Here is an 11,840-nt window from a genome sequence, read left to right on the forward strand (position 1 = left end):
GCATGGACATCAAAAAAGCAAAGCCCGGCGGCTTGACGGCTCAGCTGAAGAATAAGCTCATCCAGCAAGCGCTGGAGCGCAGACTAAAGCAAGCCGGCCTGGCCACAGACTGGGCGACGGCCTCTGGCTCTGTACCCGAGCGTCACGAACACGCTGATGACGATTCGTCACATGACGGCGGTAGCCATGGCGCAAGCAGTGGTTCTGCGGCCAACGCACGTACCGGACATGGTTCACAACGCGGTGCCAACACGACCAAAAACGGTTCTGGGCCGTTTGGTACTACACCTGCACGGGCTCGGGCCAAGCGTAAGCCAGGCAAGCCCGGTGATACTGTTCCCGAAGAGTTTTACCGTTTTCATCTGATGCCGGGCTACCAGCAATTGCGCATTCTGAATGAAGGCGGTGCGCGCATGAATCTTTCTAGCCCTTTTTTCAAGGTGCATGAGGGCCAGGGCGGCAACGAAACTCGGGTTGGCGAGCGAACTTACATCAACTATGCCAGCTATGACTACCTGGGAATGTCCTCAGACCAGGCGGTTCAAGAGGCGGCCAAAGCTGCCATTGACCGCTACGGTACATCCGTGTCGGCCAGCCGTGTGGTGGCTGGCGAGCGCCCTATACATCGCGAGCTCGAACAGGCCATTGCCGACGTCTACGATGCCGAGGCTGCGGTGGTGTTCGTCAGCGGGCACGCCACCAATGTGTCCGTCATAGGCCAATTGTTTGGCCCGCGAGACCTGGTCTTGCACGATGAGCTCATCCACAACAGTGTGCTCATGGGCATTAAGCTGTCTGGCGCGCATCGCCTGCCGTTTGCGCACAATGACTGGGAAGCGCTGGACGAAGTCCTATCACGCCAACGCCATGAGTTTGAACGCGTGCTTATCGTGGTAGAAGGTTTGTACGGCATGGACGGCGACATCCCTGACCTGCCGCGTTTTATCGAGGTCAAGAACCGTCACCGCGCGTTCTTGATGGTAGACGAGGCCCACTCGTTCGGCGTGTTGGGTGAGCGAGGTTACGGCCTGCGTGAGTACTTTAACCTGGCCGGTAAAGACGTTGATATCTGGATGGGCACCTTCAGCAAGGCGCTGGCAGGCTGTGGCGGCTATATCGCCGGCGAAGCCGCACTGGTTGAACACCTTAAGTTTTTGGCCCCAGGCTTTTTGTACAGCGTGGGCATGGCCCCTACCCTGGCCGCTGCATCACTAACGGCCTTGCGCCGCATGCAGCAAGAACCGCAGCGCGTTCACGATTTACAAAAACGCGCCGCCTACTTTTTGCAGCAAGCCCGCGCCGCCGGTGTAGACACGGGTTTTAGCATGGGCATGGCGGTAATCCCTGTTATTACGGGCAGCACGGTGTCAGCGTTAAAGCTGTCAGAAGCCCTTTTTGACGCCGGCATAAACGTACTACCCATCCTGTACCCCGCCGTCCCCGAAAAAGCCGCCCGCTTGCGTTTCTTCATGAGCTGTCGGCACACGATAGAGCAAATCGACTATACGATTGCGACGTTGAAGAAAGTGATCTAACAAAAGCGGGCCGCTTGTGCTTTTTTAACGGATGCCAGTGCGCGGTTGAGAAAATAGACTGCGCCGGGGGTACTTAGCAAGAATTTATCTGAGCGCGGTTATTTAGCCAAGATGAAAACCACCTCGATCTGAGGCGGCTATGCTGTATGCAAGGGGCAGGATTAGCGGCACGGACTTACTACAAGAATACGTCTTCGACCCGCTGGGCCGTTACTACGTTGCATATCCAGCGTTCAAGATCACCAGCATCAGCTTTTTTAATCTTCATATCAGCCCACTCGGGCAGCATTTCAAACTTTATTTTGATCTGTGCCCGCAGCATATCGTGCACGCCCTCTCTGCGACCTTCTTCTCGGCCTTTTTGCAAACCTAGCTGCATACCTTGTTTAATTCCGTTTCGCTCAAAGCTCGTGATGAAGGTCATATTGAGATCCTTTTTGAGTGATTGTATTTCTTGATAAAAAATTTCCTGAAAGTGGGCGGGCAAGACTAAAAACCAGTCGATAATCCGCGCGAGCTGCTGCATATCATGCGGCGCATAGGAAAGCTGAGAAAGAAAACGAAAAAGCCTGATTTTGGCATCAACCCTGGGCGCGCCCTTACGGTGCTTTTCGGCTAAAAGCTGCGCCATAACCACCATCGTAAATGAGTTTTCTTGCGCAGATTTTTCGAGATAATCCCACAATTTGAACCAGTGGCGCAAGTGCACGACGGGGAACCGAAAATGGGTACGGCATCCATGAAATTCACGCACATACTCCATGAATGGCCTCCCGCCTTGGCTCGCAGTAAGGACGCATAAACTAAAGAGCTCTCCAGGTTTTTGCAAGCTTTTGCATGTATCCGCATGATCTTGCAAGTGACGGTCAAAGATGCGACGAACGTAGTCGTACACACGCAGTGGGGTTCGATTTCGTAGGCGGCGACCCACGCGGCCGCTTTGTACTTCAACGTGCACGAATACTGACACTGGGGACGTGCCATTTGTCTGTATTGCTGCGAGCGCGTCGACATAGCGACGCCCCGATTTGCCACGTCCAGACGAGGCCTGAAATTCTTTATCGAGAAAAACAGGTGGATGCGACTAATCGATTACGGCGTGTAGCGTTGGTGCAAATAAAGCAACGAAACCATCAAAATAATGCGCAAGCGCTTCCTTCCAAGGGCTGTCATAATCGCAGGGAGTGTCGGCCATTTGATCTGCTCTGGGTAGACCAAAGCGAGCACTTTAAGCCTGATCTTCCGTCTCCAACAGACGTAATTTCCGAAGGTAACATCATGGAAGCGCTGAGCCGTTCCAGGCACTTTACCGGCAGTTTCTGGCTGAAAGCTGTTGAGACTAATCCTGTAGCGGCGAGCGGTGCGTGTTCGATTGTGCGCGTCTGAGCTTTGTTTTCATGGATCTTGGAGCTGAATAATATAAGCAGCGCCGTCGAGTACGCGGCGACTATTTGCCTACAACACCCCCATGCCCTTCAGAAACGCGATCGACAATTCATGCGCTGGCAGGTCTCCTACCTGTTCTTGACCTTGACCTTGCCCCAGCCTTTGCCTCACGCTTGACCCCATTCCCAACTCCGCCCCTTGCTCTACCCCTTGCAAACGACCTGACACCGAAGGCCGCAACGATTGGTTGGCCCAGTAGAAATAATCTGTCGTGCCATCAGGCTCTCCCATACTGGCATACACCGCAGGCATGATGGGCACATGGTCGCCAAACACACACATACCACCCGGGCGACCAAGGCTATCCAGCGTGGCTGATACGGACTGCATCATGCGATCGGCATTGACGATATGCCGGGCATAAGCCACGACATCATCACACCCGGATGGTAGCGGCTGAGTGAAGTAGTGTTGCTGTTCGCCATCCGCTACGGTTTCCCAATCAAGTGGGCCGTGGTTTTCCATGGTGATGGCGTAGATGAACAAAGGCTGCCGTCCGTCGTCACCTCTCGCTTCGCCAAGCAGCGCCGCGATTTTATCGGCGACGGCTTCGTCCGAAATATAGGGCCCGAAGCGCTTGGCATCCGGAAACGCCTCTTGCCCAAGAAAAACATCAAACCCCATACCCGGAATCGTCAGAGTACGACGATAAAACTCTGCAACGTAAGGGTGCACGCAAATGGTTTTATATCCCAGGCTGCGCAGATAAGTGGCGATTGTCGGCACCGCATGCCGCGCGTACCGGCGATAAGGGTTGTAGCGGTGTACCCCCAATCGCGCAGGGTCCACGCCCGAGATCACCGCGTACTCGGTACGTACAGTATTGGCACCCCAGGCAGGAACATGTAGCCGCCCCTTGCCCTGCGCTTGCCCGCCCAAGGTGTCAAAGGCAGACAACAGCTCAGGCTTTGCCGTGGAGAATGTTCGACGAAGGTCGAAGAACGATTCGCATTGCAGCATGACGAGGTCTGGTCGGTCGGTTGAACCAAGCGGCATGCGCACGCCGCCGGAAGCGTTCGCGACATGATTTGCTGCGTCTACCACCTGAACCGTGGCCCTCTCCAGATGGCGTGTCGAGGAGCCCTCGCCCACGCCAGTCACCGCTGCCGCAGCAGGGTCACGCCCCGCGCCCTTACTTGCTTTAATCTCTTTCGTCTCTTTCGCGTTGAGAAGCTTTCTGAACGGCGCGCACTCATCAACCGGCGGCCGCACGCTTTCTTCTTGCCTGTAACGCCACAAGAAGTACAGAAAGCCCAGTTTGCGTTGATCTTGCCCGGCATTAAAGCTAACTGGCAACGGGGCCCGACCTGCCGCAGCCAAAAGCGCTGCGCCGACGGCGACAAAACCCACCATCACAACCAGTAATTGCAACACCCGCCCCAACCAGGAAACCTGCCATGCTTCAGGCAATATCCTCGTTACCCAGGCGACAGCGGAAAGGTTAAGCGCTGGCTCAAAATACAGGCCCACCGCAAGCGCCAGCCCATAACTCAGGGTCGCCAGCACGGCATTACGCACACCGAAAAACGGTAAATACAGCCGGGGGTATTTAATGGTGTCAGTAAAGTATTCAAAATCGGGGTAAATAAACGGCTCGCGCAGCATTACCCATTTGATGTTGCCGATTTCTATCAGTAAAAACAGAAAGGCCAGCAGGTTTATCGCACCAAACCAGGGGCGCTGAAACACAAGCAGCATAAGGCCAAAGAATGCCGTCCACAGCCCCACATGAACCAGCAAAGCTTGCCATCCGCGAATTATGGGGTGGACTGGCCGCGGCAAGGCCACCCACTCAAGGGCAAAGCTAAGTGCCAGGCCCAACAGCCATGGGGCCCATAACGACGACAGAAGTGATGTATTACTCACTGTACCCAAGTCGGTTCAGTATCCAGCCCGAGAAGGCGGAGGGGATCACGCCTAACAGCCAGCAGCCAAAATTGAGCGGAAACGGAAAGCTGATGCGCGCCTTGTTGCGCGCCAACCCAGCCTTGATGACGCGGGCAGCTTTTTGTGGTGGCCAAAGAAATGGCTTGGGGCCCGCCATGCCATCACACATGTCAGACTTAACATAGCCAGGCAATATGACATTGACCTTGACGCCATCAGGTTCCAGCCAGGTGCGCATGGCCTCGCCATAGGCACTGATGGCCGCCTTGCTGGCGCTATAGCTTGGGGTAATGGGTAGGCCTCGGTACGCGGCCAGCGAGCTCAGCAGAGCGATTTGCCCGGCGTTGCGGGCACGCATGGAAGGCAGCACACCTTGTACCGTTGCCAACGCTGCCTTGACGTTAACATCAAGCAGTCGCTGGATGTCTTCCCAGGTTTCGCCCCGGCGCTCTGGCCCGGTATCGATATTAACGCCCGCGTTAACAATGACCAGATCGGGTGGCGTGCTTGCCGACACATCGCCCAACCATGCGATCAACGCGTCCGTGTCACGGATATCCAACACTTTGGTAATAACCTGGCTGCCCTTGTGCGTACATATGGCGGCGAGCTCTCGAAGCCGGTCTTGCCGGCGTCCTTGCAGTATCAGAGTAACGCCTGGCGCCGCGTAAGTTTCTGCCAAAGCCCCGCCAATACCGCCGGTTGCACCGGTAATCAGTACGGTTGATGGTGCTGCTGTCATGCGGACAGCGCTTCCAAGGGCGATTTTTCGGCCATGAGCCGCTCTACGGAACGTTCGACTGCCATGCGTATGCTGTCCTCCGAATAAAAGCCGCCGTTAATCTGCGTAGTATGAATAACGACGTTGCGGAAATGATGAAACAACCTCATGTCGGGCATTTGCAGCTCTTGCCAGAACTCATCAAGCTGCCCCTGAAAGGTTAACCCGGCCATATCATAAATAGGCTGGCCCAGCGCAATAAGTGGGCGCGCATGCCACAGGGCCGACCCTCCTACCGTACTGTTAACCGTGATAACGCCTGTTGCATGGCTGAGCAGTGTGGGCAGGTTGCCGCTTTCTAAAAATACCACGCGATGCTGTATGTCTAGCTCTTTTGCGAGCGCCATCGCATTGCGCTCATGATGCACCAGGCCGGGATCCAAGGGATGATTTTTAATCACCAGCCAGGCATCTGCCGGAGCTTTGGCAGCAAAGGAACGCATAACGCGATCCATGAAGTGAGACATGTTTTCAAAGCAGGAGTGCAGGCGAATTTGCGTGTCGCTGTCGAGCTGCAACGGCAGCAGGTAAAACACGCGGTCTTTGCGCACCAGGCTTGCGATGGCATCGGCGTCTCGCCGCTTGCGGCCACCTAAACGCACTGCGCGTTTGACGTAGCCGCTGTATTCAGTCCAGACACTGTGAGGCGCGTGGCTGACATACTCAGGAAACGCCCACCGGTTGCGCAAGCTGCATACGTGGTAAAGCACATCATGCCAGGCACGGGCGCTAAACGACCCGCCAAACGTCTCGCCATTGCGATAGTTTGGCACCTTGCGACCAGCTTCAAGATAAAACTCAGGATTTTTAGGCAACAGCGAATGAGCATTGACGCCACTGCGTTCTAGCGTCAGCCAGAACGGACGAAAATACCCCTCTTCGTAGACATGCGTACGCAGCCCATTTTGCCTGGCCAGCTCAATGGCGGGCTTATGCACGGGGCGCTGATCACCAAACAATACGATGTCGGTAATGCCGTGGGTCTGGTAATAGTCTTGGTAGAAGTCAGCAAGCCCGTCTACCGAGCCCGCCCAAGGCGTGGCCTGGCCAGCGCGCCAGAAGGCTGCGTCACCACCATTGAAATTAATTTTAGAGACGTCTTGCCCTTGGGCTTTCAGCTTTTCGCCGAGCCGTGAAAAAAAAGGGGAACAGACTCCCTGAAGAAACAAAAACGAACGCGTCATTGAATACGTAGTGACTACTGCGGAAATATCCCGGCCAAGTCGGATCAGTCGCACTGACTAATTATTAATGTGCTGAACCGCAGACATAACAGGACGCAAAAGATGCCATTGTATCAAACACTAGATGCTGACCGGGAGCTTATGGCTGTTGCCCACTTATGCGCTACCACTGGAGATGCCACACAACTGGCGTCAGCAGTAACGACACGCACTGCGCGTTCCAGCAACTGGATGTCAGCTTCATGCTGCCGGGCTACATGAGGGTCTTCGAAAAAAATGACGCGCTGGCAGCGGCGATCTAGTACAAGCTCGGCGATTTGGGCATCGCCGCCCAGTGGGCCACTGAGGTAGGGTTGTACCCACGGCGTTTCTCGTGGCCAACCGCGTGACCAGGCCAGTTCATTAAGACGCCCGCTGGTCGTGCCAGTACCTACCCGGTTTGCGAACTGCGACAGCAGGTCAAAATGCTGGTCTGCAAACTCAACCATTTGCCCCTTGAGGGCATCGTGGGCAATGAGTGCGACGGTTTGATGGCCAAGCTCGAAAACGTCATTAAGCTTGGGGTCTGCCGGCAGCCCTCGGCTGATGCGTTCGATTTCTATCCATTCAATGGCACCAAGCAGGGTTGATACAAAGGGCCGCCCGTGTGTGATGCACTGCCGTTTGAGGGCGAGAGCTTCAGGAAAGATGGAAGAAGGATCCACGGGGTCAATAAGGTAGATAGCGCCGTCAAATGGCGTACCACCGTCTTCGCCTTCAGTGACGCGGGCAACCAGCTTCATGAGCCCGCCCTCGCGACCATAGGGGTAGCGAACTAGCCCCGGATACCCCTGCAGAAGATCAGAGCGCTCGATGGCGTCACAGGTACGCCCGACGGTGTACAGCTCAACCCCGAGCTCGCGCAAGCCGCCTGCGGAGCGCTGCAGCCATTTGAACAGGGTTGCGTCTGCACCCTCGTGGTGAAGACGGTTGGCGGCAAGACCGAAACGCAAAATACTGGAAGATGACACGCGTGACCCTGGAGTGCTTCAGATTGGTTGATACGTATTGCATCAGACTGGATGATGCAGAGTAACTGAGACGGATTACGTCGACGTTACTTTAGCCTGACTTATACCGTAAAAGACTCACCGCACCCGCAGGTGGCTTTTTCATTGGGGTTGCTGAAGCGAAAGCCTTCGTTAAGCCCCTCTCGACCGTAATCAAGCTGCGTGCCTTCAAGAAAGGGAAGGCTTTTTGGGCTGACGAACACCTTGACGCCATGCTGCTCGAAAACAATGTCTTCGGCATCAACGTCATCAACATAATCTAGCTTGTAAGCCATGCCCGAGCACCCGGTAAGGCGCACGCCGAGCCGTAGGCCTACGCCCTGCCCGCGTTTTTCTATGTAACGATTGATATGGTCAGCCGCCCGTTCTGTAAGCGTAATAGCCATAATTACCTCTGATGTTTGGTTTGGTAATCCTGGATTGCCGCTTGAATAGCGTCTTCAGCCAGGACGGAACAGTGGATTTTTATCGGTGGCAACGCCAGCGCTTCGGCGATTTGCGTATAGCTGATCTGCCCTGCCTGCTGAGGCGTTTTGCCGATAACCCATTCTGTTGCCAGGGAGCTGGCTGCGATGGCGCAGCCGCACCCGTAGGTTTTGAACCGTGCATCCTTAATGATACCCGACGCGTCAACCATAATCTGCAATTTGATGACATCACCCTGAGACGGCGCACCCACCAGTGCGGTGCCGACGTCTGGGTTAGCCGCATCGAACGAGCCCACGTTGCGCGGGTTTTCGTAATAATCAAGAACTTTAGCGTTATACGATTGCATAGCCCTACACTGCCCACTGTACGGCGTTAACGTCTACACCCGCCTGGGCCATTTCCCAAAGCGGTGACATGGCGCGCAGCCAGGCGACTTTCTCGCTGATAATATCGACAGCGGTGTCGACATCTTGTTCGGTGGTGAAGCGCCCCAACGAAATACGCAGCGAGCTGTGTGCCAGTTCGTCGCTGCGACCAATGGCTCGCAACACGTATGAAGGCTCTAGACTGGCAGACGTGCAGGCCGAGCCGCTTGAAACCGCAAGCCGCTTGAGCGACATCATGAGCGACTCGCCTTCAATGTAATTGAAACTAACATTAAGATTGTGTGGCACGCGCTGGTTAAGCTCGCCATTAAGATACACCTCGGGTATAGCCGACAAGCCCGCCCACAGCCTGGCCTGCAACTGACAAATGCGCTGGCTTTCTTCATGAAGTGATTGCCCTGCCAGTTGAAAGGCTTCGCCCATGCCCACAATTTGGTGGGTAGCCAGGGTACCCGAACGCATGCCGCGCTCGTGCCCGCCACCGTGCATTTGCGCCATAATGCGGGCGCGCGGTTTGCGTCGTACGTATAGAGCACCTATACCTTTAGGGCCATAGGTTTTGTGCGCTGAAAACGACATAAGGTCAACGTTGACGGCCTGCAGGTCTATGGCAACCTTGCCAGTGGCCTGGGCAGCATCAACGTGAAACATAACGCCTTTTTCACGGCAAATTTCACCCAACGCAGCAATATCTTGTATAACGCCGATCTCGTTGTTAACCAGCATGACCGACGCGATGGTGGTGTCGGAGCGCAAGGCGTTGCGGAACACCTCCGCATCGACCAGGCCGTTTTCTTGTACATCTAGAAAACTAACCTCGAAGCCCTGGCGTTCGAGCTCGTGGCAGGTATCTAACACCGCCTTGTGCTCGGTTTTGAGTGTAACAATGTGCTTGCCGCGCCCGACATGAAACTGTGCCGCGCCTTTAATTGCAAGGTTATCAGACTCTGTGGCACCTGAAGTAAAGATGATTTCGCGCGGGTCGGCGTTAACCAGTTGGGCTACCTGGCCACGAGCGCGCTCAACAGCCTCTTCGGCGTCCCAACCATAGGCATGGCTGTTGGACGCAGGGTTACCGAACCGCTCGTAAAGCCACGGCACCATGGCATCAACCACGCGCGGGTCTACCGGCGTGGTTGCTGAATAATCAAGATAGATGGGGTGTGACGTCATTAAAAGTACTCCGGGGCCGTGTCGCTATGCATTGATTATATGAGCCCTATACCGCTGCAAACAATTGGCGTCAGACGGCCCCAGCCATGAAGACGCCAGCAACGACATATTTACTGCGCTGCCCCGCACACGGCATTGGCGACAAGCTTAACTTGTAAAAGCCATCGCCATGGGAGCACCCGGCGCACGATGTACGCGAATTGGTACCTCTTGCCCGTTGTTGGCTTCTTGCAACTGACGCATCCGTTCTTGGTCGGCCAGGTCTTGCAATGAGACAGAATCAAGAAAATCGATCATTTTGCGGTTTAACGAGGCCCATAGCTCATGCGTCATGCATTTGCCGGAACTGCCGTTACGCCCGATATTGCAGTTTTCTTTGCCACCACAGTTGGTGGTATCCATAGGCTCATCGACCGCAAAGATAACGTCAGCCACGGTGATATTGCGCGCCAGCTTGGCCAACGAATACCCGCCGCCAGGGCCTCGCATGCTGTCGACCAGCTCGTGCCGACGCAACTTACCGAATAATTGCTCTAGATAGGAAAGTGAGATGTTCTGACGTTTACTGATGGCGGCCAGAGTGACCGGCCCGCTGTGCTGCCGGAGCGCCAGATCAATCATGGCGGTAACAGCGAAACGGCCTTTGGTGGTTAAACGCATGGTGCGCTCCTTTTAATACCCGACTAATTAGGTCAAGTATATCACAATACCCGACTAATTTTGTAGGGTAATCGGGAAAAAGCACTGTGCAGGACGCCTGCTTTCTCCAAGCAAGTCGCGGATCGGCTTTGCGTTAGCGCAACGGCACGCAAATGATTAAGCGGCTTGGATTCTCGACCCAGGCAATCTAGCGTGAAGCCGGGACGGTTACCGGCGTTTGCAGCTTGAACCCAAGACGCACGAATGCATAACGCAGCAGTGCGATGAAGCATACAGAATCACGCCCATAAAACAAAAGCCGCGCCCGATAATTGGCGCGGCTTTGTTTGCGAGAATGCCCCGCAAAGGGGTACAACAAAAGTTGCGGTAGAATGGTGCTTACGCGGCCTGGTACTGAAGTGCCCGCTTGCGTACAAGCTCGAGCACGCCCTGACAGGCATCTTCGAGATAGTCGAGCACTTTGGCGAAGCCATCTGGGCCACCGTAGTAAGGATCAGGCACCGTCGCTTCTTCGAACTCGTTGGCAAAGCGCATAAGTAGCATGAGCTTGTGCTGGTATATTTTGGGACACTGTTGTTGCAGTGCGGAGAGGTTTTCCCAATCCATTGCCAAAATAAGGTCGAATTCGCGGAAGTCATCGGCGGTTACCTGCCGAGCGACGCATTGCGAAAGATCGTAGCCACGCTTGCGCGCAGCAGCCTGGGCACGGGCGTCTGGCGCCTCGCCAATATGGAAGCCGTGGGTACCGGCGGAATCGACACCAATGGCGCCCGAAAGCCCCGCCTCGTCGACGATATGACGGAATACGCCTTCTGCGCTCGGTGAGCGGCAGATATTACCCATGCAAACGAAAAGTACCTTAGTCATCATAGACGAGAGTGTGAGGGAAAACCCGTTGTAAGGCAAGGCTTTTTGCAGAACCACAACGAGTTCTAAAGCCTTGTTGACAATAATTGAGAAACGGCAAAGTGCTGGGGTTTAATGCTGCTGTGTACAACCTACCCGATACTGATAACAAGCCGTGCGAAATGCTGTGTGGGCCAATATTTACGCACTGCAGCAAAAACTAATGGCTGCAAGAAAGCCCACAAGATCGTTATGGTAAACCCTAGGTAATTGGAAAGCAATAACTGTTTTGAAACGGCGCAGCGGTTACCCGTAATTATCATGAACTTATTACAGATTGTTGGTTGTTTCCAACAATTTACAAAAAATATCCGCTACCTGCGCATCGCATGACCCCGTCACAGTAGAACTCAGGCTTGAGGGCATCAAACGCCCGCTCAGGTTGATCTGGGAGTATTGCAGCC

General features: G+C 54.8%; 11 protein-coding genes. 1 reads left to right on the top strand and 10 read right to left on the bottom strand.

Annotation, left to right across the window (positions count from 1 at the left end; genetic code table 11):
• Positions 1-2: 2 nt before the first annotated feature.
• Positions 3-1,535, top strand: a complete 1,533-nt coding sequence (locus tag FQ179_RS06000; RefSeq protein ID WP_255474847.1) for an aminotransferase class I/II-fold pyridoxal phosphate-dependent enzyme — start codon at positions 3-5, stop codon at positions 1,533-1,535.
• Between the two features lie 178 nt (positions 1,536-1,713).
• Here FQ179_RS06000 and FQ179_RS06005 read toward each other — a convergent pair whose 3' ends face one another.
• From FQ179_RS06005 to FQ179_RS06050, 10 genes are all read right to left on the bottom strand, one after another.
• Complete coding sequence (locus tag FQ179_RS06005; protein ID WP_149396318.1) at positions 1,714-2,298, bottom strand: hypothetical protein; 585 nt, start codon at positions 2,296-2,298, stop codon at positions 1,714-1,716.
• Positions 2,299-2,990: 692 nt separating this feature from the next.
• Positions 2,991-4,847 (bottom strand): LTA synthase family protein, encoded by a 1,857-nt coding sequence (locus tag FQ179_RS06010; RefSeq protein ID WP_149396319.1) that lies wholly within the window; start codon positions 4,845-4,847, stop codon positions 2,991-2,993.
• The gene (locus FQ179_RS06015) at positions 4,840-5,610 is read right to left on the bottom strand and encodes an SDR family oxidoreductase (RefSeq protein WP_149396320.1); all 771 of its coding nucleotides are present in this window, start codon (positions 5,608-5,610) and stop codon (positions 4,840-4,842) included. The genes FQ179_RS06010 and FQ179_RS06015 overlap by 8 nt, the downstream gene beginning before the upstream one ends.
• Positions 5,607-6,833: a capsule biosynthesis protein gene (locus FQ179_RS06020; RefSeq protein ID WP_149396321.1), complete on the bottom strand. Its 1,227-nt coding sequence runs from the start codon at positions 6,831-6,833 to the stop codon at positions 5,607-5,609. The genes FQ179_RS06015 and FQ179_RS06020 overlap by 4 nt, the downstream gene beginning before the upstream one ends.
• A gap of 113 nt (positions 6,834-6,946) precedes the next feature.
• Positions 6,947-7,843, bottom strand: a complete 897-nt coding sequence (locus FQ179_RS06025; protein ID WP_149396322.1) for a methylglyoxal synthase — start codon at positions 7,841-7,843, stop codon at positions 6,947-6,949.
• 101 nt (positions 7,844-7,944) lie between these two features.
• The gene (gene iscA / locus FQ179_RS06030; RefSeq protein ID WP_149396323.1) at positions 7,945-8,268 is read right to left on the bottom strand and encodes an iron-sulfur cluster assembly protein IscA; all 324 of its coding nucleotides are present in this window, start codon (positions 8,266-8,268) and stop codon (positions 7,945-7,947) included.
• Between the two features lie 2 nt (positions 8,269-8,270).
• Complete coding sequence (locus FQ179_RS06035; protein ID WP_149396324.1) at positions 8,271-8,657, bottom strand: iron-sulfur cluster assembly scaffold protein; 387 nt, start codon at positions 8,655-8,657, stop codon at positions 8,271-8,273.
• Positions 8,658-8,661: 4 nt separating this feature from the next.
• Positions 8,662-9,870, bottom strand: a complete 1,209-nt coding sequence (locus FQ179_RS06040) for an IscS subfamily cysteine desulfurase (protein ID WP_149396325.1) — start codon at positions 9,868-9,870, stop codon at positions 8,662-8,664.
• Positions 9,871-10,017: 147 nt separating this feature from the next.
• The gene (locus tag FQ179_RS06045) at positions 10,018-10,530 is read right to left on the bottom strand and encodes an Rrf2 family transcriptional regulator (protein WP_149396326.1); all 513 of its coding nucleotides are present in this window, start codon (positions 10,528-10,530) and stop codon (positions 10,018-10,020) included.
• 378 nt (positions 10,531-10,908) lie between these two features.
• On the bottom strand, positions 10,909-11,400 hold the full coding sequence (locus FQ179_RS06050) for a low molecular weight protein-tyrosine-phosphatase (protein WP_149396929.1): 492 nt from the start codon (positions 11,398-11,400) through the stop codon (positions 10,909-10,911).
• Between the last annotated feature and the right edge of the window lie 440 nt (positions 11,401-11,840).

Origin of the sequence: Pusillimonas sp. ANT_WB101 (genome assembly GCF_008369125.1) — a bacterium.
Taxonomy (GTDB): Bacteria; Pseudomonadota; Gammaproteobacteria; order Burkholderiales; family Burkholderiaceae_B; genus Allopusillimonas.

Bases quoted from the DNA above. Each gene is read 5' to 3' on its own strand.
- FQ179_RS06000 (WP_255474847.1), top strand. From the start codon at position 3: ATGGACATCAAAAAAGCAAAGCCCGGCGGCTTGACGGCTCAGCTGAAG.
- FQ179_RS06050 (WP_149396929.1), bottom strand. From the start codon at position 11,400: ATGATGACTAAGGTACTTTTCGTTTGCATGGGTAATATCTGCCGCTCA.
- FQ179_RS06045 (WP_149396326.1), bottom strand. From the start codon at position 10,530: ATGCGTTTAACCACCAAAGGCCGTTTCGCTGTTACCGCCATGATTGAT.
- iscA (WP_149396323.1), bottom strand. From the start codon at position 8,268: ATGGCTATTACGCTTACAGAACGGGCGGCTGACCATATCAATCGTTAC.
- FQ179_RS06005 (WP_149396318.1), bottom strand. From the start codon at position 2,298: ATGGAGTATGTGCGTGAATTTCATGGATGCCGTACCCATTTTCGGTTC.
- FQ179_RS06035 (WP_149396324.1), bottom strand. From the start codon at position 8,657: ATGCAATCGTATAACGCTAAAGTTCTTGATTATTACGAAAACCCGCGC.
- FQ179_RS06015 (WP_149396320.1), bottom strand. From the start codon at position 5,610: ATGACAGCAGCACCATCAACCGTACTGATTACCGGTGCAACCGGCGGT.
- FQ179_RS06020 (WP_149396321.1), bottom strand. From the start codon at position 6,833: ATGACGCGTTCGTTTTTGTTTCTTCAGGGAGTCTGTTCCCCTTTTTTT.
- FQ179_RS06040 (WP_149396325.1), bottom strand. From the start codon at position 9,870: ATGACGTCACACCCCATCTATCTTGATTATTCAGCAACCACGCCGGTA.